The organism is Streptomyces sp. NPDC050416, assembly GCF_044458845.1.
In the GTDB taxonomy this organism is placed as follows: Bacteria; Actinomycetota; Actinomycetes; order Streptomycetales; family Streptomycetaceae; genus Streptomyces.
The window spans coordinates 828555-850664 of the sequence record NZ_JBITII010000002.1; the positions used below are offsets into that span (position 1 = coordinate 828555).

Consider the following 22110-nt stretch of genomic DNA (forward strand, 5'->3'; position numbering starts at 1 on the left):
CGGCCGAAACCCGGATGCGGACTGTCTCCGCGGTGCTGTGTGATCAGGGCATGGCGATTGTGTTGGGCAAGCCGGGAGTTGACGGTCTGAGCGAGGCCGTGGGCGTGCTGCGCGACTGGCAGTACGAGGGGGCGCCGATGCAACTGCATCCGGGGGACCTGGGCTGGTTCTGGCGGTCCGGTGCGGAAGCGACCGCCGCCGCGGTGCGGACGTGGAGCCGGGACGGACGGATCCTCGCCGTCGGACTGCTGGACGGTCCAGGGCTGTTGCGGCTGACGATCGCGCCGGACGCTCACCAGGACGAGGAACTGGCGCAGCAGTTGGTTCGAGACGTGACCGAACCGGAGCGCGGCGTACTGCCCGAGGGGAACGTGAACATCGAGGCGCCGATGGGTGCGCTGCTCCAGGATCTGCTGTCCGAGGACGGCTGGAACACCGACGAGCCCTGGACGCCGCTACGCCGTGACCTCACGGTGCCGGTGCAGGACCCAGGCGTGCGGATCGTGGCGGTCGGGCCGGAGCGGGCGCACGAGTTTGTGGCCGTCCATCGGGCAGCGTGGGACGGGTCGAGGTTCACGGACGAGCGCTGGCACGCGATGGCGGCCGGACTGCCGTACGCCGACGCACGGTGTCTGGTCGCGTACGACGGCCAGGGCGACGCGGTGGCGGCGGTGACGGTGTGGTCCGCCGGTCCGGGTAAGCCCGGGTTGCTCGAACCGATGGGCGTGCACCGGAAACATCGCGGACACGGCTACGGCAAGGCCATCAGCGTCGCCGCGGCGGCCACGCTCCAGGAGCTGGGCTCGTCCAGCGCGATCGTCTGCACCCCGAGCTCCAATGCCGGCGCCGTCGCTACGTACGAGTCAGCCGGCTTCCGGCAACTCGCCGAGGTCCGGGACCGATACCGGGACGCCTTTCCGACGTCCTGTGGCAGTGAAGCTTGATCATCGCCGTCGAAGTACGGCCGGCAGGATGCCCTCATGGAAACTGGTTTGCCAGTACGGAGTACGTTACGTTTCATTGAACCGTCTGAACCTGCCGGGGGACTCCACATGGGCAACGGCAAGAGCGACCTCGCACTCCCGCTGAGCGAGCTGGAGGGTTACGGCCGCCGGCTGCGTTCCATCAAGACCCGTCTGAATCACACCAAGAAGCTCTTCGAGTCCTACAGGGACGACATCGGCGACGGCAGTGTCAATGACGCGCTCGGGGATTTCGAGTCCAACTGGGAGGACGGCCGCGAGGACATCACGCAGCAGCTCGATGCGCTGGCGAGTATGTCCGATGCCGTTGTCCGTGAGTTCAAGAAGCTTGATGACGAACTCGCCAAGCAGGTCAACGATGCCATGAAGACCGAGGACAAGCGGGGCGGGAAGAGCGGCAACGGGAACGGTGGCGGCGGCAAGTAAGGCCGTGTTCCTGACGTGAAAAGGCCCCGGACCCAGAGATCCGGGGCCTTTCGCGCGCCTGGGGTCAGGAAGCGACCGCGGCGTTGAGGTGCAGGTCCGCCGCGATGCCCTCGGGCGAGACGGCGAGGCCTACGCCGCCGCCGACACCGGCGTTGACGCCGACGGCCGAGGTCTCGACGTAGAGACCGGCTGCGGCGCCGGCACCCGCGGTGCCGCCCGCCTGGCCGCCGGCGATGGTGTCCAGCTCGGCGTCGGACATGGGGGCGGTCTGGATCTGCGGGGTGAAGGCCATGGAGGGCGGTTCCCTTCGTTTCAATAATTCGAAGTGCTTGAGCGCGACCGATCAAAGCACGCGGGGAGAAGGGTCGGCCAGTCAGTGGTTACCGGGGTGCGACGGAATTCGGTGACCGAAGTCATGAGTGTGAACCTTCGGTCACCGAAATACCCGTCACCTTCACATATTCCGCCACTGTGCGGTATCGGAGTGCAATACGGGATGGGGTGAGCGAGCGGTGCTCGGCTCCCGCTGTGCTTTCTCACGACCTCACGGTGAACGGTGTGCAGATCCGTCGAATGTTCCGGATCAGCGGTTCACCGACTGAATCTCCTGCACCGTCACGTCCTGGGTCGTACCGAATGTGCCGTCCGGGAGGTCGCCGCCCTCGCCGTTCGTGCTCGTCCAGCTGATCTTCCAGCGTACGGTGCGCCGATGTTGCCGTCCGCGTTGATCGCGCATTCGCCGGAGGCCGGGTACGTCTGGGCGTCGGCCGTGCCCGGTTCGATGTGCAGGGAGACAGGTTCGGCGGTGGTGGTCGCGGACAGTCCCGTGCCGGGCAGGCTCGCCGTCACCGAGAGCTTCTTGAACTTGGCCTTGTCGAGCCAGATCCAGGTGGGCAGGTTGACCGTCGGGGTCAGGGTTCCCGTGGAGGGTCGGGAACCGCCGTCGGTGGTGACCCGGATCTTGGTCTGGGCCCTGATCACACGGTCGTTCGCGGAGCCCTCCGCGCTGCCCTCGTAGCCGACCTTCTCACCGCCGCCACGACCGCCACCAGCCGTGGCCGTTGACGGCACAGCCGCCACGGCGAGGGCCAGAGCCTATGCCGCGACTGCGCGCGACAGAGTCGTACGCCGCATCACATGCACCTCTTGGCGGCCTCCGTGGACGAGACAGTGGTGGTCTGCCAGACGCCCTCGGCGCCGGCCTTGTGGAGGGTGACCTCGCGGTCGTAGTACCGAGTCTTGCCGGTGAAGCCCCGGTTCTCGTCACGGAAGGACATGATGTAGGAGGCCGCCGACACCAGCGCGTCGCCCTTGGAGTAGAACTTGAGGGCGGGGTACTTCTTGGCGTCGACGGTGATCGCCTCGTCGATGGAGTTGATACGCCGCTCGTTGTCCGCCAGCACCGCATCCTTCACCGGGTTCCCGGTCGTACCCCCTCGAAGACGTTCTCCACGTCGGACGACAGCTTGATCTCCGGCCGTTCGATGCCGTCACCCGGCGCGGACGCCGACGGCTTCGACGACCCCGAACCCGCATCCGCTCCCGCGATCTTGTCCGAGTCCTTCGGGTCCGACGAGTCCGAGCCGCCACAGCCCGTCAGCAGCAGCGCCACCGCCGCGGTCAGGGCGGTCGCGGCCGCCGTGGTCGTGCGTGTGCGCATGGAGTTGTACCTCCCGTGGGGGGAATCGTGCTCAGTGCTCCGTGTTCAGCGGAGCCGGGAGGGTCGGGAAACGGGCGCGGCGGGCATCAGCCGACCTCGTTCTCCGCCACCGCCTGCCCGTGGACCACCACGTCGCCGCCGTAGAACGTCCCCGTGAAGACCGGGGAGTAGGTGAGCTGCACCTCGACCTGCACCTGCTGGGCGTCCGCCGCCACGCAGTGGGTCGCCGCGATGTCCGCGCCCGTCATGTCCATCTCGCGGGCGAAGGTCTTCACGCGGGCGTTGCAGTTCTCGAAGTTGATCGGGGCGGGGCCGCCCTCGTTCTCGTAGAGGGCGTCGCGGTCGATGTCCTGGGCGGCGTAGCGGGCCGCCTGTTCCGCGATGTCGGCCGCCCGTTCCCGCTTGGAGATGGACAGGCCGCCGTCGATCACGAACGCGGAGAGGGAGAGGAAGACCAGCGCGAAGATGATGACCGCGCCGGCTCCGGAGCCTCGGTCGTCCAGGCGTGCGCGACGGGCCGCCCACCACGACCGCCCGTACGGCGGGAGGTGTCTCACGCCGACCTCCGGAAGGGGTCGAGCGGGGAGCTGAAGCTCGACGACAGCGTCGTCGGGACGTCGAGGCCGAGCGTGGCGAGGCCCCGCACCTGGCAGCTCACCTCGACCGTGAAGATGGTGTCGGGCTCGAAGCCCTGGCTCGTCTGGACGACGGACACGGGGCCGGAGCAGACGTCCCCCAGGTTGGCCTCCGCGGCCTTCTTGGCCTCGGCCATGGCGGTGGCGTGGTCCTTCTGGATCGAGCCCGCGCGGGCCGCGTCCCGGGCCGCTCCGTCGAGCGCCCCGCGGCCGTCGACGAGCTGGCCGAAGGCCACCAGGACGAGGATGAACAGGATCATCACCGGGGCGAGGATCACGACCTCGATCGTGGACAGGCCCCGGTCGTCCGCCCGTCGGTTGTCCGTCGACGGCGCCGCAGGAGAGAGAGTCATCAGTTCTCCTCCTGTACGAACCGCTCCACCGGGCCCGCCGACTGCGCGTGCACCGTCAGGTCCAGCCCCGGGAACACCGTCGGCACCCGCGCCGCGATCTCCACACCGACCGTGTTCCGGTCCGGCTGGAGCATCTTCACGTCCGGCGCCAGCACCAGTTGCGGGCCCAGCTGGCGGATGTAGCTGTCCACCACGTCCTGGGCCTCGCCCCGCCACGCGCCCGGCTGTTCGTCGGCCGTGGCACGCGCCTTGCGCGCTCCCGCCTGGGCCGCCGCCTGGGCGACGTGGTCCGCGAAGAAGTACAGGGCGAACTGCACGGTCGCGAAGATCATGAAGAACAGTACGGGAGTGAGCAGCACGAACTCGATCGCGGTCATGCCGGAGTCACCGCGGGCGGCCGCCGCTCTCCGCGCGGCCCGCACCCTGCGGCGTATCCGTCTGCTCACGTCTGCCGGCATCCCCGTGAACCCCGTTGTCCGTCGACTGTCCCTGTGACTGCCCTGCGACCGTCCCTGTGACGGATCAGCAGGTCTTGCCCGCGTCCGCGCCCTTGATGCAGTCGCCGACCTTGTTGGCGCCCTCGCTCAGCGCGGCGTTGATGATGGCGGCCACGACACCGACGATCGCCACGACGACCGCCGAGATGATGACCCACTCGACCGCGGAGGCGCCGCGGTCCAGCTCGCCGGAGCGGGCGCGCTCGGTACGGGCCTGGAGGAAGGTGACCAGGAAGTCCACGGCCGGGATGCCCGTGTGGAAGTTGCGTCCGATCATGACGACTTGTCCTTTCGAAATCAGTCCGGTCGAATCAGTCCGGGAAGTTCTGGAGTTGTGAAGGTCGGCTCACTGCACGGCTCATTGCACGGCGCCCTGCGCCGCTCACTGCACGGCTCACTGCACCTGGAACACCCGCATCGCCGCCGGAAAGATCAGGAACACCAGGAACCCGGCGCACAGCAGCAGCTGCGCCACGAGCATCGACTGGGACTTCTCACCCGCGCTGCCCTCGATCTCCGCGAGTTCGCGGTGCCGCATGGTCTCGGCCCGGGACGCGAGGGACTCGCGCACCTTCGCACCGTCGTCCGCGACCAGGGCCAGGGAGGCGGAGAGGTCCTTGAGTTCCTCCACGCCGATCTCCTCCCCGAGTTGGCCGAGCGCCTGCCACTGACTGACGCCGGTGATGCGTGCGTCCGACAGGGCGTTGCGGATGCGCTGGTTGGCCCAGCCGTCGGAGATCTCGGCCGCCGCCATCAGAGCCTCGGGCAGACCGCGTCCGCCGGCGAGGCTCATCGACACCAGGTCGAGGTACGCGCCGATCACCCGCCTGAGGTCGCGCCGCTTCTGGGCCGCGTCCCGCCGTACCTCCAGGTCGGGCAGGAAGAAGAAGATCACCGCGAAGAGCAGCGCCAGCCACACCGGGATGATCGGGCTGCGGCCGACCCCCAGCGTGTAGACGATGGCGAACAGGAACGGGCCGAAGAACAGGCCTGCCACACCCAGCAGCACCTTCGTCGCCAGGAACTTCTCCCAGCTGCGGTCCAGGACCGCCAGGTCCGCGCGCAGCGAGCGCTGCTCCCAGCCCTGCTGGAGGTAGAACTCGGAGACGCGCAGGCCGACTTCGGCCCGCAGCGAGCCGAAGCGGCCCTTGTCCCGTGCGGTGCGCGCCGACTCGTAGGCCGAACCGCGGGCCCGCATCGCGTCGATCCGCGCGACCTGCGAGATCGGGCTGCGCTTGCTGGGCATGAGGGCGCGTACGAGGGCGTAGACGCCCAGGCCGAGGACGGCGCCGACGACGAGCGGCATCGTGAGGTCCATCAGCGTGCCCCCTCTTCCTGCGGCAGTCGCTGCTGGGACTGCTGCTGCGACGGCGTCCTGGGACGCACGAACTGGACGGCTGCCTCGTCGCGGACCAGGAAGCGTTCGGGCGTCTCGATGGTGGACAGCTTGCGCAGCCACCAGAAGCCGAGCGCGAACAGGCCGCAGACACAGGCCAGGACGAGCTGGCCGACGGCGGTGCCGTACGGCTCGACGAAGTCACGGTTGAAGATCGACAGGCCGAGGACGAAGGCGATCGAGACCGCCACGACGATCTGCACGGACCGGCGGGTCGAGGCGCGCTGCGCCATCACCCGCTGCCGCATGTCCACTTCCTCGCGTGCTGACTTGGCCAGCGCGCCCAGCACCTGGCGCAGACCGGGTCCGCGCAGGCGGGCGTTGAGGATCAGGGCCGCGACGATGATGTCGGCGGAGGCGTCGTCGATCTCGTCGGCGAGGTGCTGGAGCGCCTCGGGCAGCGGGGTGCGGGCCCGCAGGCGGTCGACGAGGGCGTCGAGGTGGGGGCGCAGGACCGGGGCGGCGGCGCGGGCGGAGGCCGGGATGGCCTGCTCCAGGCCGACGGCGCCGGCGATGGTGTCGCGCAGGGACTCGGTCCAGGACGCCAGGGCCTCCACGCGGCGCATGGCGGCCCGCTCCTCGCCGGCGCCGCCGAACAGGCGGTCCCAGAAGAAGACGAGGACGCCGGCCGCGATGCCCGCGACCGCCCAGCGGGTGAGGACGAGGACGACCAGGCCGACGATGGCGGCGAGCGAGCCGCGCCGGCCGGCGAAGCGGATGAGTTCGCTCGCCCGCTCGGCGGCCTTCTGCTTCTCGTGGTCGGGCTTGACGGGCAGCCCGCGTACGGCGATGAGAAGGAGGGCGAGGCCGCCGCCGACGGCGACGCCGCTTCCTATCGAGTACAGGACGGTGGTGGAGAACAGGCCGCCCATGGAACCGAGGGAGCCGATCGCTGCGAGAGTCGTGTTCATCCCCGGCTCACCCCCAGGTCCCGGACGGCCGGTAGCCGTGTGCCATCAGTTCCTCCAGGCAGGCCAGTGGGGCGTGCGGCACGACCCGGCCGTCGGGGGCCTCGGCGAACACCTCGCTGGACAGGACGCGTCCGTCGACGCCGTTGACCTCACGGACGGAGGTGACCATGCGCTGGAGGCGGCCGCCGTTGCCGAAGTCGTTGCGCCGCTGGATGAAGACGACGAAGTTCACCGCGCCCGCGATCAGCAACTGGCTGGCCTCGATGGGCAGCCGCTCGGAGGCCTGCAACGCGTAGGTGGAAATACGGTTGAACACCTCGCTGGAGCTGTTGGCGTGGATCGTGGACAGCGAGCCGTCGTTGCCCTGCGACATCGCGTTGAGCATGGTGACGATCTCGTCGCCGAGGACCTCGCCGACGATGACGCGGGAGGGGTTCATACGGAGCGAGCGGCGCACCAGTTCCGCCATGGAGATGGCGCCCTGGCCCTCGGAGTTGGGCAGGCGCTCCTCGAAGGCGACGACGTTGGGGTGCAGGTCGGGGAAGGTGTCGAGCCCGAGCTCCAGGGCGCGCTCGACGGTGATGAGGCGCTCGTGCGGCGGGATCTCGTTGGCGAGGGCGCGCAGCAGCGTCGTCTTACCGGCGTTGGTGGCACCGGCGATCATGATGTTCTTGCGGGCGCGGACCGCGCAGGCCAGGAAGTGGGCGACCTCGGGGGTGAGCGTGCCGTTGCCGACGAGGTCCGAGATGAAGACCTTGCCCATGCGCGCGCGGCGGATGGACAGCGCGGGGCGCCGGGCGACGTCCATGACGGCCGACAGACGTGAACCGTCGGGCAGCCGCAGGTCGAGCTGCGGGTTGGCGGAGTCGAAGGGACGCGAGGACAGACCCGAGTAGGCGCCGAGGACCTGGATGAGCTCGATGAGCTCCTCGTCGGTCTCGGCGACCGGGTCGCCCTTGACCTCCCGCCCGTCGGCGTAGCCGACGAACACCTGGTCGCAGCCGTTGATGTCGATGTTCTCGACCTCGGGGTTGTCCAGCAGCGGCTGGAGCCGGCCGACGCCGAACAGCGCCGCGTGCACGGCGGCCGCGTACTGCTCCTCGGTCTCGGCGTCCAGCGGCGTACGGCCCGCGTTGATCTCGGCGCGGGCGTACTCCTCCAGGATCTGGGCTATGACGGCGCGTGCGTACTGCCGTTCGTCCTCCGTGGACATCGGAGTGACGTTGTTGATCTGGTCCTGCCGGCGCTGCTCGGCGATGCGGTCGCCGGCGTCCTGGCGGAACCGCTTGACCAACTGGTGGTCGACAGCGGTCATGTGCCGGCCCCCGCGTGGCCCTGCATCTGGCCCGGGTGCTCGTGCTGGACGTGGTGGGCCTGCTGAACGTGGTGGGCCTGGTTCGCCTGTGCGGAGGCGGCCCAGGCGGCGCCGTACTGCTGGTAGAGGTCGGCGGCGACCTTGCGGGCCGAACGGATCAGCAGCGACTTGTCGAGACGGCCGCGCCTGCGGCCGGCGAGCTGGTCGGCGCCGGCCGGGTCGTCGGCGATGGTGCCGACCACGCGGGCGCCGGTCTGGGCATGCACGAGCATGTCGTTGACCTGCGAGGCGAGCTTGCCGGCGGTGCCGGTGTCGGCGATCAGGACGACGCCGATCACCGGGTTGGCGAGGCTCGCGGCACCGCGCGGTCCGCCGTGCAGCTTCCCGGCGAGCGCCGCGGCGCGGTCACGCACCCGCGCGATCGCCTCCGGCTCGGTGCGGGAGAGCAGCAGCACGAGCGAGGCGTGCGGGAACAGCTCGAGAGCAGGGGTGTCCCCGCTGATGCGTCCGCAGTCGGCGATGACGTCGGCGGCGGCGTTCGGGGAGTCGGCGAGGGAGGCGAAGGCGTGCCCGAGGGTGGGCCACAGCCCCGCGAGCCCGGCGGCCTGCTCCGCGATGCCGAGTCCGACGAGCACCTCCAGTCCCCCACTCAGCGGCTGTACGTGGTCCCAGAGCTGGTCAGGCACGAGTCCGCGGCGCGCGGTGGCCGCGATGGACAGCATGCCGGTGTTGGGGTTGAGCGGTCCGCCGTGCGCGGCGGCACTGCGGTAGACGAGGTCACCGCCCGCCGGGTCCGTCTCGGCGAGCAGGACGCGCCGCGGCCAGACCGCCGCGAGGGCGACGGCCGCGGTGGTGACGCCGGGGGAACCCTTGTCGGCGGCGAGAGCGATGAGCGCCATGGGTCGGGTGCCGCCTTCTAGTTGCCGGGGACGTGCACGATGGCGACCTCGCCCGCGGCCGCCGCGGAGGCGAGCGCGGCCGCGTCGGCCTGGTCGACGAGGAGGGTGAGCGAGAGGTTGCCCGTGCTCACGGTGGCGTCGCTGTCGTCGTTGACGGCGTTCACGCGCGCGTTGTCGACGATGCCGCCGCCGGAGGACGAGGTGCCGCTCGAACCGGTGCTGTCGTCGGAGCTGTTCGAGCCGGCGCCGCTGGTGCCGACGCGGTAGGCGGAGACGACGTCACCGGCCTTGATGTCGGACGGGTACTGGCCCTCCTTGAGGGCGAGGCCGACGGCGGCCTTGCCGGCGGGGAGGCTGGCCTTCTTGGCGAACATCTGGCCCATCACGACCGTGTCCTTGTAGATCGTGGACTTGGCCTTGAGGGTCTTCAGCGTGCCCAGCTGCGACCACTTGATGTAGTTGATGCTGTCGTCGGCCGCGACCATCACCGAGGTCACGTTGTTACCGACGGACTCCCCGGCCTGGATGTCGTCCGTCACCTTGACGACCTCGATCCGGTCACCGGCCTGGAGCACGAGCATCGTCGCGCCCAGCGCACCCACCAGGATGAGCAGCACGGCGAGCGCCGCCAGTGCCGGTTTGCGCTCGCGAGGTGGTGTGGGAAGCCGGTCACCGACCGACGGCTGAGCCGGAGCGGCGGAACGACCGGCGCCCGCCCCCGTACGCTCTTGGATCTTCACGCAACCGCTCCCCGTACACCCAAGAAGTTATTTACCAAATAGGACACTTCGCACTTCTCGGCCCATTGGATTGGTGCCTGAGCTGGCCGAATAGCCAGCGCCGAAGTGAGTGTCAAGCCATGGCACCGTATCAGCCGTACATAAGCCCCTCAAGGCGCGTCCGAACTCGGAGAGCACACCACCCGCACCTTTATCCATCTGCAACTTCAGGCATGTGAAAGCCCGTTGAGTCAAGGAGCGAACTATCAGGTCAGGTGTGCTGCAGCGAACTCGCCGCGGCAGCGGGTGCGCACCCGCCCTGAGGCGGTCAACACCTCCCGGCCATCATGCCTGCACGATTCACACACAAGGCGGGAGGTTCCCAGTCGGGAGCGGACAGTGGGTTCAGTAGAGTGCGGCGGCGACCTCGTCTCGGTCACCATCCCCCCAGGAGGAATCCCCCCGTGAAGCGCGTCACCCTGGCAGCCGTCTCCCTCTTGGCCTTGGCCTCCGCACTGACCGCCTGCTCGGGCAGCGAGGACGCGCCCGCCAGTTCGCCGTCGGCGCCGAAGGCCAAGCCGGTCACCCCGGCGCAGCGGCTGGCGAAGGTCATGGTGACGAAGGACGACCTGCCCGGATACAACGTGTCCAAGCCCGACGCCCAGTACGCCTTCGCCAAGTCCTCGGACGAGGTCACGGTCGACAAGCCCGGCTGCACCCCGCTGGCCTACGCGATGAACCAACTCCCACTCGGTGAACCGCAGGCCGACCTCACGCGCAGTGCCGGGGCTGGTTACGGCAAGGAGATCACGTCCATCACTCTCGCCTCGTACGAGCCGGCGGCCAAGGCCGAGTCGGTGTTGGCCGGTTTGGCGAAGGCCGTGTCCGAGTGCGGCGACGGTTTCACCGCCAAGGCGGGCAAGAACACCTCGGCCTACGACTCGGTCACCGCCGAGAAGGGCACGACGACCGGTGCTGTCGCCTTCCGGTCGACGATGACGTTCCAGGGCGTCAGCCACACTCTGCGCACCGAAGCCGTCCGCCACGGTGACGTGCTCGCCGTCTACTTCTCGGCGAACGGCTTCGCCATCGCCGACGGCATCCGGCCCAGCGACGCCAAGATCCCCACGAACGTAGTGAAGGCGCAGAACGCGAAGCTGGGTTGAGGCCGCCGGTACGAGTCCTCGGGCACCAGTACCAGTCCCTCGCCCCCCTGGCGCCCCGGGGCCGGGCGAAGCCGCAACCAGCCGACCTGTAGCACTCGCGAAGCCCCGAGTAGAGTGCCGCGCGGACAGTGATCGGACCGCGGGGGGCCACACCGGTGAGGGCAGTCACGGCAAACGAGTCCTACGCAGGACAGACCTGGGCGAGAAGCGGTGGCGGGACGCGTGTCCTCTGGCTGTTTCTCGCCCTCTGGGCGCTGACGGCCGTCTTCGCAACCGCCACCCCGGCCCGAGCAGCGGACACGATCCCCGCCACCCAGGCCGCCTACCTCGCCGACCGCCTCCGCGAGAACCCGGTCCACGTCACCGACCAACTCCCCCGCGAGGTCCCCCGGTCCACCGCCCCCGACTTCGCCAGGCTCGCGAAGAAGACCGGCGTCCCGACCTACGTCCTGGTCCTGCCCATGCAGAGCAGCACGGACGGCAAGCAGCTGCTCGGCGCGGTGCACGACCGGCTCGGGCGAGATGGGCTGTACGTCCTGTTCGAGGGGACGGATCTCGCGGAGGCCACGGCTTACGGCGTCCGCGCCCCTGCGGACGCCGCCGCCACCGTCGCTCTGTACGAACTCCCCTACGACGCGGGCCCGTTGCGCAGCTTCGAGCGCTTCGTCGACGTCATCGCGCAGAGCGAGGAGAAGGCCACCACCCGTGCGGAGGCCGCTCGCCGGAAATACCAGGACGACGAACCCGCCGAGATGTACATCGGCCCGTCCGACCGCCGCAACCAGTCGTTCCTCACGGGGAGCCTGCTGACCGGCGTACCACTGCTGATCGTGCTGGGGGCCTGGTACGTGCGGCGCCGCCGTCGGCGTTCCGGGGCGGAGCGGCGCGTCCCCCGGTGGGTCGTACCCGGGGCGGCCGTCCTCACCGCCACGGCGATCGCCCTCACCGCTCCCGTCGTCTTCGACCAGACCAGGTCGAGCGCGGCAAAGCCGCCCACCCCCACCGATCTGACCGCCCGTGTGGAACGCGTCGCGTCGGGACTGAAGCAGGACCCGGTCTATGCGGACCCGGAGAGCCCTCGCGTACTCGACTCCCGCCAACTCGACCGGCTGCACGACCGGATCCGGGACTTCCGGCGCTCCGACGGCGGCGGCCCGGTGTACCTCTCCCTCGTGCCGCAGACGCCCGAGAGCGAGTCGGCCGGCGACTCGGGGCTGTTCGCCGCGGCGGTGCACGCCAAGGTGGGCGAGGACGGGGTGTACGTCGTCGCCGATCCGGACGACGGCACGATCGACGTCTACAACCACGGCCTGCGGCTGGACTCCACCCGCCTCTCCTTCGACCTGCCGGACTCCGTCACGTTGGGCGACAGCAGGGCGGACGAGGCCGACGACCACCTCCTCGGCGAGCGCCTCGACAAGCTCATGACGTTCATCGACAAGACCCCACGCACTGACCGGCCGCAATCCGAGTCCGCCCCGGCCCCCGCCCCGAGGGCCGCCGACGAGAACACCCTCCCTCCCCTGTTCGCCACCGACTTCTGGCCCGGCCTGTTCGTGGGCGCCTTCCTGGCTCTCCTGCTGTCCGGTGTGGTGGCCGGACTGACGTGGGGTTTCGGCGGCCTGCTGCGGTGGCGCTCTCCCGCCCCCGAGCCGACCCACCGCCTGCCCCTCACGGCCCCGACCGAGCCGTCGGTGTCCTACCTCCGGCGTACCGCCTACGCCGAACTCACCGCCCTCACCGAGGAATTCGCCGACCGGGACGAACGCGGTCGCGCCTGGGACCACCTCGACGCGGCGCTGCTCCTCGTCGACGGCGACCTCGACCGCGTCAGGGAGCCGGGCACCGACCCCGCGACCCTGGTCGCGGTCATCGTGCTCGCTCGAGCGGGCCGTGCCGCGCTCGCCGGCGACACGACGGACCTGTGCTGCGGCGTCAACCCCCTGCATGGGCCCGGCGTCAGCCGCCACCACGTCCGCGTCTCGACCGAGGGTGTCGCCCGCCGCCTGCTCCCCGTCTGCGAGTTCTGCCGCAACACGGCCATCGCCGACCCGAGCGGCATCCCGGGCAGTTTGCTGAAGCTGCCCGACCCGTCCTCGGGCAACAACCGCCTGCCGTACTACGCCGTGACCGACGGACCGCTGACCGCCCTGCCCCACGGAATCGCCCGGCTCGTCGACAAAGTGAGGGAGACCGCAGGTGTCCACTGACGTCAAGCGCCTGATCACCGTCCTCGCGGCGCTGCTGCTGGCGGCGCTCACCACGGCCACCGCCCGGGCGGCCGACGGCCACGGCCCGAGCGCCGGGCAGCGCATCGCGAGCGCGTTGCGCACCTCCCCCGTCTACGTCGACGACGCCTACACCGATGCCGTACCACCGTCCCGGCAGCGGCAGTTGGCGGACCGGATCCGCAGCACGGGCCTGCCCATCAAGGTCGTTCTCACACCGCTCACCAAGGGTGACGCGTTCGACGGCGACTCCGAGGTGCTGGCGGGAATCGTCCGTGACCGGTTCCCGGACCAGCGCGAACTCATCCTCATCACGACGGACAGCGACTTCCCCGACTCCCTGGAGGGCTACGAGTGGCCCGCCGACACCCACCAGGCGCATGATGCCGTGGCCACGACCGGATTCCTGGACGAGATGCGGAACGCGGGGCTGGCGGACTTGACCGCGAAGGCAGTTGACCTGGTGGCGGAGGGCAAGGGCCGGCAGCGGTACGAGGAGGCGATGAAGGAGCTGGACGGCTCGGCAGCACCCGATGCGCAGGCCTCCGGGTCACCGGCGTCCGAGTCGTCTGCGGACGGCACCGGGGGGTGGTGGCTCTGGCCGCTCATCGCCGTGCCCGCCCTGGCCCTGACCGCCCTCGCGACCCGCGCCCTGGTCCGTTCCCGCAGGACCCCCTCGGCCGTCCCCCAGCTCGTGTTCGCGACGGCCCGGGCCGCCGACGAGGCGAGGCTGCGGCGCCGGGCCGAGGCGGAGGTGCTGGCACTCGGCGAGGCGACCCAGGCCGCCGACGCCACCACGACACCCGATCTGCAGCGCGCCCTCGACGCCTACGCCGCCGCCGGCACGGTCCTCGACGAGGCCCGGGGCGTGCCGGACTTGGCGGGCGCCCTGGCCCTGGCGCAGGAGGGCCGCGACGCCCTCGCCGGCTCCCCGGGCCTTCCCCTCTGCTTCTTCAACCCCCTGCACGGCCGTGCCGCCCTCCGCACCGGCTGGCGTCCGCTGGGCCGCCGGGACCGGCTCGACGTGGTGGTGTGCCAGGACTGCGCGGACGCGCTGCGGGGCCGCCGAGCCCCGGAGGTGCTCACCGACCGGGCGGGGAACGGCCGTATCGTCCCCTACTTCGAGCTCCCGGCCGGGCGGAGCGTGTGGTCGGCGACGGGGTACGGGTCGCTGATGCCGCTGCTGGACGGCTTCACCTCCCGTCGCGCCAGGGCTCGTTGATCAGCCGGGCGGAGGGCTTGCTGGTCAGCCAGGTGGGAGTGCTCGCTGCTCAGCCGGACGGAGGGCTTGCTGGTCAGCCAGGTGGGCGGGCTCGCTGCACAGCCGGACGGAGGGCTCGTTGATCAGCCGGGCGGCCGGTCCTCGCGCAGGGCCGTGAACAGGGCCCGGGCACGCCGGTCGTCCCACTTCACCGCGCTGCCCTGGGGCGTACGCAGGTCCGGGTCGGCCACGGGCACGTTGAGCTGTCTGCCCCCGCCCGACGCGGCCTTGCGCATGGCCTCGAACAGCGACATGAGGTCGGGCAGCTCCGTGCTCTCGTCGACGATGAGCGTGTCGAGGCCGGCGCGCAGGGTCGGGAAGGACTTGGACGGGTCGGCGAGCGTGGAGGGGGTGGCCGCCTTGCGGGCGAGGGCGGCGAGGAACTTCTGCTGGTTGCGGGTGCGTCCCAGGTCCCCCTGCGCCTCCTGCTTGCGCTGCCGTACGAAGGCCAGCGCCTCGGCGCCGTCGAGGGTCTGGCAGCCGGCGGGCAGGTCGGCGCCGGAGTCCTCGTCCCGTACGGGCTTGTCCAGGCACAGGTCCACGCCGCCGACCGCGTCCACCACCCCCACGAAGCCGGCGAAGCCGATCTCCGCGTAGTGGTCGATGTGCACGCCGGTGTTGCGTTCCACGGTCCGTACGAGCAGGTCGGGGCCGCCCAGGGAGAACGCCGCGTTCAGTTTGTCCGGCTCGGCCCGGTAGCTGCGGCCGGTGTCGGGGTCGACGTAGGGCGGGAGGGTGACCCACGAGTCGCGCGGGAGACTGAGCATGGTGGTGCCGTTCGCCCCGGTGTGCAGCACGATCAGCGAGTCGGTACGGCGGCCGTCGGTCGAGCCGGTGTTCAGGTCCTTCCGGTCCTGCTGCGACAGTTCCCCGCCCCAACGGGCCCCCGCCTCAGCATCTACGCCTGCCAGGAGTGCGTCACCCACTACCCGTCCCTGCAAGGCGCAGTCGAACTCCTGGAATCCCCCCAACACCGCTCACGCATGACCCTCCACGTCTACAAGGTCAACGCGAAGGGCACCGTGACCGAGGACCACGGAAAGGTCGAAATCGTGACCGGCGGCCCCACCGAGCCCATGCCCTACACCTCCACATACCCGCCATGCGCCTGCCCTCGATGCAGGCCGACGCGATAGCAAAACACTCGACAACGCCGAACGCCCCGGACGCAGAACGAGCAAGCGTCCGGGGCGTTCGCCGATGAGACATGATCAGGACACGACCCACGCCACTACACCCCCATACGTCCTGAATGACCCGGCGCTCAGTCAAGTCGCCCTGGCGAAAGCGAGAACCTCACCGATAGCGTCTGTCTCCTGACCTCACATCTGTCTCACGGGGAGAATCCACTGTGAAGCGCCGCCCTTTGCCCGTTGCTGCCGCGCTGGCGGCAACTGCGGCCCTGCTGTTGACGGCCTGCGGTAGCGGGGACGACAAGCCCAGCGACAACGACAAGATCGCCGGCGCCGACCAGGGATCGGAGACGCCGAAGGAGTCGGCATCGCCGGGGGCACCGGCCGACGGCAAACCGGACGGCGTGGACGTGTCCCTGCCCAAGGACATGAACCTGGTCTTCGACTGGGACAAGCCGAAGGACAAGAACCAGGCGGCTGCGATGGATGACGCCGCCAACTTCGTCCGTGCCATCTACCGGGGCGTACACAAGCGCACGTCCAATGACGCTGCCGTGACCGCTTACTCGACGGGCGACGGTCTGCACTACGCAAAGACCCAGATCGATGGTCGGATCGACGGCGGCTGGACGGCCATCGGCACGCGGCGCCACTACCAGGCCACCACGCGCTCTGCCCCGAACGGCAAATCGGTCGAAGTCGCCTTCTGCGTGGACTCCAGCAAGTTCTACGGCAAAGAGGTCAAGACCGGAAAGGTCTTGAAGAGCAAGCCCAGCATCTCGGACTTCGACTACTTCAAGGTCGTGATGGTCAAGTTCCCCACGGGTGACAACCTGTGGCAGGCGTCCAAGGTGTTCGTGGAGACCAAGGTGGCGAAGTGCCAGTGAACCAGGCACCGCGTACCGCACTCCGCGCAAGCGCGTTCGCCCTGACACTGACCCTCGGCACTCTCAGCCTCACGGGCCCGGCCCACGCGGAGGAGCCGATGCCGAACGACCAGGGCGCCGGCACGGAACAGCAAGGCGGCGGAGACAGGACAGGCATCTACGCCGCCGCCCGCATCCAGTACTCCGGATCCGTCACCAAGGACGGCAGCACCGGGAACGTGGCGCCGGCGGACGTCAACTGGACGCCCCCGCCCTGCTGGTACGCCCCCTACCTCGGCGCCAAGGACTTCAAGAAGAAGATGTCCGAGGACCTTGAGCGCCAGCTGAACACACCCGGCATGGGCGGCACCGCGGGTTCGGCCCTGGGCCAGGCCAAGCGGCACTACGAGGACGAGTTTGGCTGGGATGGAAGCCCCGGCTACAAGGACTACAACGTCGAGAACGACGGCAAGGGCATGTTCTGGGCCGGCGTCGAGAACCCCAACGAGCCGGATTACCTCAAGCGGACCTCGTGCACCGACCTGCCCTTCTGGGTGGAAAACGGGGAGGCCCCGCCGGCCCGTTACGAAGAGGCCATCAAGCCGGAGATGCTCGCCGCGCTCGCCTACCAGCACATGCAGCTGCCCGACACGAAGGTCACTCTCGCGCCCGAGGCGGAGACCAAGGTGAACCTGCCGACCTGGGCCTGGCTCGACAAGGCCGTCTTCGACGAGGTCCAGGCCACCGCCGCCATCAACGTGCCCGGCTTCAACATCCAGGCCACCACCACCGCCAAGCCGGTGGCCCTCAAACTGGAGCCGGGCACCAAGGACGCGGAGACCTACCCGGCCTCCGGCGAGTGCGTCATCAACGCCGACGGCTCCATCGGCGAGCCGTACACCAAGGGCAAGGCCGACGAGACCCCGCCCTGTGGGCTCAAGTACCTGCGCTCCTCCGGCAACGGCACGTACAAGCTCCAAGCCACCATCACCTGGGACATCGCCTGGACAGGCACCGGCGGCACGGGCGGCGACCTCCCGAACGGCACGTTCGGGAGCGAGCAGGCGGTCACCGTCCAGGAGATCCAGTCCGTCAACAGGTGACGGGACTGAGAGCGAACAGAAAGGCTGGAAGGCTCGTCCAAATCCGAACGCCGCAATTCAACCGCTCTTTGTTGGACCTCACTCAATCCATGGGAGCGGTCGGCACCAGCCTGACAACGCGCCGCCGACTTGTTCAACGCCAGCCTGACAGGAGATCCTGCGAGGTGCCCGCTGCTACGTCAGCGCCCGCGCCTGCCGCCTGCAGGACTTCCGCTGAGTCAGAGTAAGTACAAACAGAGGGGCCCATGGGGGAGCACGAACGCCTGGTAGTCGACTACAAACTTCTGGAGTCTTCGAAGACAAATCTGAGGGACATCAACAAAGCCCTCAATGGCATCGACAAACACCGCGACGACATCCATGACATCTGGGGCCATGACAGCATCGCCGGCAAGATGGACCAGTTCGTCAGCAACTGGGACAACTATCGGCGTGAACTCCTTGAAAATGTCAAGGACTTGAGCCAGCACGTAGAGACCGCGCTCACGAGCTTCGAGAAGCTGGACCTCGATCTCAAGAACGCGAGCGAGAAGAAGCGCGGACAGAAAGGGGGAAAGTGACCGATGGCCGCAGGTAAGGGCAGGCGCCGACCGGTCGACTGGCATCCGCTGGCGGAGAAGGACCCGATTCCCGGCGATCCGGAAGACATCCGCGACGAGGTCCGTAGGATGAAGGACCTCGCCTCGACCCTCCGCGACCAGGCTGCGATCCTGCGCAAGGCCGCCGACGGCGACGCGCTGCAGGGCAAGTACGCCGACAAGATCCGCGAGAAGTCCGGCGAGCTCGAAAAGCGCTTCCGCGAGACGGCGGGCCGCTACGAACGTGTGGTCGGCGACCTCGGCAGTTGGGCCAACGAGCTGGAAGGCTTCCAGGAACGGGCCGACGGCGTCCTCCGAGCAGCGAAGCAGGCTGACGAGGAACACGCCGCCGAGGTGAAGAAGAAGGAAGCCGAGGTGAAGAAGGACGGCGAGAGGAAGGCGTCGGAGGAGTCCGACCCCAACAGCCACTTGGCGCCGTACCACAAGCAACTCAACCAGGTCATCTCCGACCGCAACTCCCGTGCCCAGCATTACGCCGAGAACATCGACAAGGATATCTCGGACATCATCAAGGACAGCAAGTGGGAGAACTTCAAGGACTGGGTGCACGAGCATGCGGAGACGATTAAAACCGTCGTTGAAATCCTGAGTTGGGCAGCGACCATCATCGGCGTTATCGCCCTCCTCTTCACGCCAGTCGGATGGCTGGCGACCCTCATCACGGTGACCACCCTCAGTCTCACGGCGCTCGTCGGCGTCGGGCACACGCTGCTGGCCCTCTCCGGTGACGGGAACTGGGCAGATGTCGCCATGGACGTCTTCGCTCTGGCGACGCTGGGATTCGGCAGCGTCGCGATGAAGGGCGTGAAGGCCGCAGCGACAACGCTCAAGACCGCTAGCCGGGCGGGACGGTTCCAGCGGTACTCGAATCTGCGCAAGCTGCTCGACAAGAACATCATGCGATACGGCACCGACTCGGCTCGCGGCGCGAAAGCAGTGCGCGCGAAGGATGCGCTGCGCCAGATCGGGGCGAAGGAAACACGGCCCGGGACGACCCGACTGGAACGCCTGCTGAGCGGTGAAGCGGAGGTCGCCAGTGCGAGCAAGTTCGCCAAGAGCATGCGCGCCGAGTTCGGTGGGAATCCCGATGTGGTGAAGGCGGCTGACGCAATGGATAAGGCTGCAAGGAATTTCCGCGCAAACTACCTGGCAGCCACCGCCGTGGACCTGGGAGACAAAGCCGGGGAAAAACTCGGCGGGGAGGCGTATGGAGACATCAAGGATGTTCTCACGCGTGAAGTCGGGAGCCGCTGGTGAAAAGCCCTGCGAAAGGCTCAACCGACAGTGATCAGGAACTGTAAAATTAGAATCTAACCTTTCTGGAGTGGGAGATAGTGGCAACAGTCCCAGCGAAGAGCCCAGAAGAGTCACGGGCCATAAAATTCCTTGCCTTTTTCACTTTGGCGCCGATCCTCTGTTTCGCCTTCCAAGACCTCGGAAGCAGGTATGGGGGGATGGACTGGCTCACCAAGGGTTACGCAGCTTGGCCGATGATGATTGCACCTGTTCTGATGCTGCTCCTGTTCATCAAGAACCGAGAGCTGATCCGTGACCCGCGGAGGGGTGCCAACTTCTCCCAGGTGATCAAGATGGTTTCCTGTCTGTTCCTGATCCCGAACGTTTTCGCGGCCATCGGCTACAGCTGGCTGGCCGTGATTTCGGTGCTCTCCTCCCTGACAATCCTGGTGGCCGACCGACAGCTCAAGAAGCAGGCCTCCGCGTGAGCACGTCCGATCTGGAGCAACAGCCACCTGTCGAGGTGACCGCTCCCCGCGGCTACGAGCTCGTGCTGCCACCCGGCTGGGTCCGCATCCCCCTACGCGAGGGCACGAAGGAAGCACTCGAGAACGTCCTCTTCTCACACATGGGGCAAGTCCCGGAGGGCATCCCCCGGGACGATGCAATGCGCTTCCGACTGGACATGCGTCGCCAGATGGAGAAGCAGGCCCGTGCGGCCAGGAGAAACGGCGGCCTTGACCTCTACCTTCCGGTGCTCCCGCGTGGGGGAATCTTCCTCATGGCCTCTTTCATCGTTGCCGAGATGCCGATCGGCCAAGGCCATGCGGTTCCTCCGCAGGCAGTGATCGCTCAACTGGCCAACGAGGACGTCCGTGGCGGAACGGCGACAAAGGTTGACGTGGCAGGGGCACCCGCGCTCCGCCGCGCCTACCACTCAACCCCTGACAAGGAAAAGCTGAGTTCCGCCCCCGAAGCCGTACAGCAGGTCGCCCTGCCGACGCGGCGGGTCGAGTATGTGCTCCCCGTGGCGGACGATCCCGGTCGCTGGATCAGCATCAACTTCTCCACACCGGGCGACGGCGATCTCGAAAGTGAATTCACCGGCGTGCTTGTCGAGTTGTTCGACGCGGTGGTCGGCACGTTCAGATGGAGTTATGAGTGAGCTGGCTCAACGTCAAGCATGCTATGGATCTGTCCCCTTGGATCCGCATCCCTCTCATGTGGCCGGAACCGGGTCTTGAGGGCGTCGAGGAGGCACAAACGCCTGAGGCGTGGGCACGCTACTTCGCCGAGCATCTCTGGGAGGATTTCGCGTCGGAGAAGCCAGAACCGGGCGAAGTCGACCTACTGACCAACATCCTGTTGATGTATGCCATCAGAGCCCCCGCAGCCTTCCCGGACTTCGAGGTCTTCCTCCATCTCCCGCACCCGCGGGAGATCCCGCTTCCCGCGTATGTCGACCTGGTGGAGATCGAGGAGGGCGAAGACCGGGAAACGGCGCTGCGTGAGCTGACCCATGCCGATGCGAGCTACGCCGTCGAGCCCCCCATCGTTGAGGACTTCGACTCCCCGTTCCTTGGAGTCGGCTTGCGGGTGCTGCGCTACTACCAGGACGAGGGCAGCAATGAGGTGCATGTCGGCCTCCGTTACGCCTGGCGCTACGAGAAGGACAGGGAAGCCGCGGACGTCCTGATCATCCTGGCTGATCCCGATGCCGGCCGGATCCTCCGGGCTCTCGACGATGTTGACGAATTCGCCCGCACCATCCGGATCAGCCCGGATGAGGAAGTAGATACCTGGAATTCCTCATGATCCTGGTCGGTGAGGCGTGGTGAAGGGCGAGAATGGCTTGCACTCAGTGTCCTGCGACGGTGAGCGCGTCGGTAATCCGCCGAAGACGCTTCCGGTCTCGCTGTAGCTGGCCTACTGGCGCTGCTGGTCGTCGTGTTGGGGCTGCCCGTGGTCGTACGCAAGCGCCACAGCGAGCAGACTCAACTCGCTTCCGCTGCGAGTTCCCTCGCCTCCGCCTTCACCGGCGGAGAAGTCGTGCATGCCGGAGTCGGGCTTCGAGGTCGTGTTACCGCTAACGCGCCGCCCGACTCTTCCCCTTGCCTTTTTTACGAAGCCTCCGCACCCGTTCCCGCTCCCGCGCCGCCTGTACCTTCACCCGCGCATTGGTCCAGCGGTGCAGGAGCCAGCCCACCAGCCCGGCACTGAGGACATAGGCCAGGAACGCGCTGCCGGTCCCGGGGATGTAAGCACAGCTCTCCGACCGGCAGTTCCTGCCGGGCAGTCCGCTCAGCAGCAGGAAGAACGGCCCGAACGCCGCCGCGCAGCAGACCGCCGTGCCGACGGCGTGCAGGCCTCGCGCCAGGCGGGTCCGGTCCGAGAGCCCGGAGGCACACTGCAGCCAGTCGGCCACCCCGAGCACGGTGACCACACCAAGGCCGCCACCGACCGTCCAGGCGCCCCCGGGCAGGTCCACCAACACCCGAACGGCCTCACGGGCGAATCGCTTCCCCAGGCCCATGACCAGCATGATCACGCCCGTTGTTGGAGCTCCGCGGGCACACATCGGCCCTCTGCCTGCCGATCCACGAAGGTCTTCAGCTGAGCGCGCCAGCGATCCTGCATCAGATCGATGCGGAACCACTCCCGCGGAACCAGCAGCTGGTAGTCCCTGGGCACCCCCACCGTCGGTGACGCATCGCCGGAAGTTCG

At 68.4% G+C, this 22110-nt stretch carries 25 protein-coding genes and 2 pseudogenes; 12 read left to right on the plus strand and 15 right to left on the minus strand.

Annotated elements, in window-relative coordinates:
* The first annotated feature begins 50 nt into the window (after positions 1-50).
* Together ACIBL4_RS08900 and ACIBL4_RS08905 are read left to right on the plus strand one after the other, a co-directional pair.
* Positions 51-944, plus strand: coding sequence for a GNAT family N-acetyltransferase (locus tag ACIBL4_RS08900; RefSeq protein ID WP_399407830.1), 894 nt, complete (start codon positions 51-53; stop codon positions 942-944).
* A gap of 108 nt (positions 945-1052) precedes the next feature.
* Positions 1053-1409: a hypothetical protein gene (locus ACIBL4_RS08905; protein ID WP_356029671.1), complete on the plus strand. Its 357-nt coding sequence runs from the start codon at positions 1053-1055 to the stop codon at positions 1407-1409.
* Between the two features lie 64 nt (positions 1410-1473).
* On the opposite strand, the gene ACIBL4_RS08910 is transcribed toward ACIBL4_RS08905, so the two are convergent.
* The 13 genes and pseudogenes from ACIBL4_RS08910 to ACIBL4_RS08970 all read right to left on the minus strand — a co-directional run bounded on the left by ACIBL4_RS08910 (position 1474) and on the right by ACIBL4_RS08970 (position 9815).
* Positions 1474-1701 carry a hypothetical protein gene (locus tag ACIBL4_RS08910; protein WP_356029668.1) on the minus strand — a complete coding sequence of 76 codons (228 nt, stop codon included), beginning with the start codon at positions 1699-1701 and terminating at the stop codon, positions 1474-1476.
* A 291-nt stretch (positions 1702-1992) separates the two neighbouring features.
* A pseudogene (locus tag ACIBL4_RS08915) lies at positions 1993-2321 on the minus strand (hypothetical protein); the annotation flags it as partial.
* 221 nt (positions 2322-2542) lie between these two features.
* A complete protein-coding gene (locus ACIBL4_RS08920; protein ID WP_399407833.1) occupies positions 2543-2824 on the minus strand; it encodes a hypothetical protein in 282 nt (93 codons plus the stop codon).
* On the minus strand, positions 2821-3069 hold the full coding sequence (locus tag ACIBL4_RS08925; protein WP_399407835.1) for a hypothetical protein: 249 nt from the start codon (positions 3067-3069) through the stop codon (positions 2821-2823). The genes ACIBL4_RS08920 and ACIBL4_RS08925 overlap by 4 nt, the downstream gene beginning before the upstream one ends.
* 86 nt (positions 3070-3155) lie before the next feature.
* Positions 3156-3626 carry a TadE/TadG family type IV pilus assembly protein gene (locus ACIBL4_RS08930; RefSeq protein WP_399407837.1) on the minus strand — a complete coding sequence of 157 codons (471 nt, stop codon included), beginning with the start codon at positions 3624-3626 and terminating at the stop codon, positions 3156-3158.
* Positions 3623-4057 (minus strand): TadE/TadG family type IV pilus assembly protein, encoded by a 435-nt coding sequence (locus tag ACIBL4_RS08935; RefSeq protein ID WP_399407839.1) that lies wholly within the window; start codon positions 4055-4057, stop codon positions 3623-3625. The genes ACIBL4_RS08930 and ACIBL4_RS08935 overlap by 4 nt, the downstream gene beginning before the upstream one ends.
* Positions 4057-4515, minus strand: a complete 459-nt coding sequence (locus tag ACIBL4_RS08940; RefSeq protein WP_399407841.1) for a TadE family protein — start codon at positions 4513-4515, stop codon at positions 4057-4059. Before ACIBL4_RS08940 ends, ACIBL4_RS08935 begins: the two co-directional genes overlap by 1 nt.
* Positions 4516-4579: 64 nt before the next feature.
* Positions 4580-4831, minus strand: coding sequence for a hypothetical protein (locus ACIBL4_RS08945; RefSeq protein WP_020272654.1), 252 nt, complete (start codon positions 4829-4831; stop codon positions 4580-4582).
* Between the two features lie 117 nt (positions 4832-4948).
* Positions 4949-5872 carry a type II secretion system F family protein gene (locus ACIBL4_RS08950; protein WP_399407844.1) on the minus strand — a complete coding sequence of 308 codons (924 nt, stop codon included), beginning with the start codon at positions 5870-5872 and terminating at the stop codon, positions 4949-4951.
* Positions 5872-6822, minus strand: coding sequence for a type II secretion system F family protein (locus ACIBL4_RS08955; protein ID WP_399408138.1), 951 nt, complete (start codon positions 6820-6822; stop codon positions 5872-5874). The genes ACIBL4_RS08950 and ACIBL4_RS08955 overlap by 1 nt, the downstream gene beginning before the upstream one ends.
* 46 nt (positions 6823-6868) lie before the next feature.
* The gene (locus ACIBL4_RS08960; RefSeq protein ID WP_392045551.1) at positions 6869-8176 is read right to left on the minus strand and encodes a CpaF family protein; all 1308 of its coding nucleotides are present in this window, start codon (positions 8174-8176) and stop codon (positions 6869-6871) included.
* Positions 8173-9075 carry a hypothetical protein gene (locus ACIBL4_RS08965; protein ID WP_399407846.1) on the minus strand — a complete coding sequence of 301 codons (903 nt, stop codon included), beginning with the start codon at positions 9073-9075 and terminating at the stop codon, positions 8173-8175. The genes ACIBL4_RS08960 and ACIBL4_RS08965 overlap by 4 nt, the downstream gene beginning before the upstream one ends.
* A gap of 17 nt (positions 9076-9092) precedes the next feature.
* Positions 9093-9815: a hypothetical protein gene (locus tag ACIBL4_RS08970; protein ID WP_399407848.1), complete on the minus strand. Its 723-nt coding sequence runs from the start codon at positions 9813-9815 to the stop codon at positions 9093-9095.
* A gap of 443 nt (positions 9816-10258) precedes the next feature.
* On the opposite strand from ACIBL4_RS08970, the gene ACIBL4_RS08975 reads away from it, so the two are divergent.
* The 3 genes from ACIBL4_RS08975 to ACIBL4_RS08985 all read left to right on the plus strand — a co-directional run bounded on the left by ACIBL4_RS08975 (position 10259) and on the right by ACIBL4_RS08985 (position 14410).
* Positions 10259-10960, plus strand: coding sequence for a hypothetical protein (locus tag ACIBL4_RS08975; protein WP_399407851.1), 702 nt, complete (start codon positions 10259-10261; stop codon positions 10958-10960).
* A 155-nt stretch (positions 10961-11115) separates the two neighbouring features.
* Positions 11116-13170 (plus strand): hypothetical protein, encoded by a 2055-nt coding sequence (locus ACIBL4_RS08980; RefSeq protein ID WP_399407853.1) that lies wholly within the window; start codon positions 11116-11118, stop codon positions 13168-13170.
* On the plus strand, positions 13160-14410 hold the full coding sequence (locus tag ACIBL4_RS08985) for a hypothetical protein (protein WP_399407855.1): 1251 nt from the start codon (positions 13160-13162) through the stop codon (positions 14408-14410). Before ACIBL4_RS08980 ends, ACIBL4_RS08985 begins: the two co-directional genes overlap by 11 nt.
* A gap of 122 nt (positions 14411-14532) precedes the next feature.
* On the opposite strand, the pseudogene ACIBL4_RS08990 reads toward ACIBL4_RS08985, so the two are convergent.
* A pseudogene (locus ACIBL4_RS08990) lies at positions 14533-15363 on the minus strand (LCP family protein); the annotation flags it as partial.
* Positions 15364-15800: 437 nt separating this feature from the next.
* Here ACIBL4_RS08990 and ACIBL4_RS08995 point away from each other — a divergent pair.
* The 7 genes from ACIBL4_RS08995 (at position 15801) to ACIBL4_RS09025 (ending at position 21201) form a co-directional block, all read left to right on the plus strand.
* The gene (locus ACIBL4_RS08995; protein WP_399407857.1) at positions 15801-16469 is read left to right on the plus strand and encodes a hypothetical protein; all 669 of its coding nucleotides are present in this window, start codon (positions 15801-15803) and stop codon (positions 16467-16469) included.
* A complete protein-coding gene (locus ACIBL4_RS09000; RefSeq protein WP_399407859.1) occupies positions 16460-17551 on the plus strand; it encodes a hypothetical protein in 1092 nt (363 codons plus the stop codon). The genes ACIBL4_RS08995 and ACIBL4_RS09000 overlap by 10 nt, the downstream gene beginning before the upstream one ends.
* A gap of 245 nt (positions 17552-17796) precedes the next feature.
* Positions 17797-18111, plus strand: a complete 315-nt coding sequence (locus tag ACIBL4_RS09005) for a hypothetical protein (protein WP_399407861.1) — start codon at positions 17797-17799, stop codon at positions 18109-18111.
* 3 nt (positions 18112-18114) lie between these two features.
* Positions 18115-19407, plus strand: a complete 1293-nt coding sequence (locus ACIBL4_RS09010; protein ID WP_399407863.1) for a putative T7SS-secreted protein — start codon at positions 18115-18117, stop codon at positions 19405-19407.
* A gap of 197 nt (positions 19408-19604) precedes the next feature.
* Entirely contained in the window at positions 19605-19874 is a 270-nt protein-coding gene (locus ACIBL4_RS09015; protein WP_399407865.1) for a hypothetical protein, read from the plus strand.
* Positions 19871-20551, plus strand: coding sequence for a hypothetical protein (locus ACIBL4_RS09020; protein ID WP_399407867.1), 681 nt, complete (start codon positions 19871-19873; stop codon positions 20549-20551). Before ACIBL4_RS09015 ends, ACIBL4_RS09020 begins: the two co-directional genes overlap by 4 nt.
* Positions 20548-21201 (plus strand): hypothetical protein, encoded by a 654-nt coding sequence (locus ACIBL4_RS09025; RefSeq protein ID WP_399407869.1) that lies wholly within the window; start codon positions 20548-20550, stop codon positions 21199-21201. The genes ACIBL4_RS09020 and ACIBL4_RS09025 overlap by 4 nt, the downstream gene beginning before the upstream one ends.
* A 271-nt stretch (positions 21202-21472) precedes the next feature.
* On the opposite strand, the gene ACIBL4_RS09030 is transcribed toward ACIBL4_RS09025, so the two are convergent.
* The gene (locus tag ACIBL4_RS09030; RefSeq protein WP_399408140.1) at positions 21473-21928 is read right to left on the minus strand and encodes a hypothetical protein; all 456 of its coding nucleotides are present in this window, start codon (positions 21926-21928) and stop codon (positions 21473-21475) included.
* Positions 21929-22110 lie beyond the last annotated feature (182 nt).

Excerpts from the sequence above, each read along its gene's own strand:
- ACIBL4_RS08905 (WP_356029671.1), top strand. The coding sequence starts at position 1,053 with ATGGGCAACGGCAAGAGCGACCTCGCACTCCCGCTGAGCGAGCTGGAG.
- ACIBL4_RS09015 (WP_399407865.1), top strand. The coding sequence starts at position 19,605 with ATGGACTGGCTCACCAAGGGTTACGCAGCTTGGCCGATGATGATTGCA.
- ACIBL4_RS08935 (WP_399407839.1), bottom strand. The coding sequence starts at position 4,057 with ATGACTCTCTCTCCTGCGGCGCCGTCGACGGACAACCGACGGGCGGAC.
- ACIBL4_RS08900 (WP_399407830.1), top strand. The coding sequence starts at position 51 with ATGGCGATTGTGTTGGGCAAGCCGGGAGTTGACGGTCTGAGCGAGGCC.
- ACIBL4_RS08955 (WP_399408138.1), bottom strand. The coding sequence starts at position 6,822 with ATGGGCGGCCTGTTCTCCACCACCGTCCTGTACTCGATAGGAAGCGGC.
- ACIBL4_RS08910 (WP_356029668.1), bottom strand. The coding sequence starts at position 1,701 with ATGGCCTTCACCCCGCAGATCCAGACCGCCCCCATGTCCGACGCCGAG.
- ACIBL4_RS09010 (WP_399407863.1), top strand. The coding sequence starts at position 18,115 with ATGGCCGCAGGTAAGGGCAGGCGCCGACCGGTCGACTGGCATCCGCTG.
- ACIBL4_RS09030 (WP_399408140.1), bottom strand. The coding sequence starts at position 21,928 with ATGCTGGTCATGGGCCTGGGGAAGCGATTCGCCCGTGAGGCCGTTCGG.
- ACIBL4_RS08940 (WP_399407841.1), bottom strand. The coding sequence starts at position 4,515 with ATGCCGGCAGACGTGAGCAGACGGATACGCCGCAGGGTGCGGGCCGCG.
- ACIBL4_RS09005 (WP_399407861.1), top strand. The coding sequence starts at position 17,797 with ATGGGGGAGCACGAACGCCTGGTAGTCGACTACAAACTTCTGGAGTCT.
- ACIBL4_RS08945 (WP_020272654.1), bottom strand. The coding sequence starts at position 4,831 with ATGATCGGACGCAACTTCCACACGGGCATCCCGGCCGTGGACTTCCTG.
- ACIBL4_RS08965 (WP_399407846.1), bottom strand. The coding sequence starts at position 9,075 with ATGGCGCTCATCGCTCTCGCCGCCGACAAGGGTTCCCCCGGCGTCACC.
- ACIBL4_RS08925 (WP_399407835.1), bottom strand. The coding sequence starts at position 3,069 with ATGCGCACACGCACGACCACGGCGGCCGCGACCGCCCTGACCGCGGCG.
- ACIBL4_RS08950 (WP_399407844.1), bottom strand. The coding sequence starts at position 5,872 with ATGGACCTCACGATGCCGCTCGTCGTCGGCGCCGTCCTCGGCCTGGGC.
- ACIBL4_RS08960 (WP_392045551.1), bottom strand. The coding sequence starts at position 8,176 with ATGACCGCTGTCGACCACCAGTTGGTCAAGCGGTTCCGCCAGGACGCC.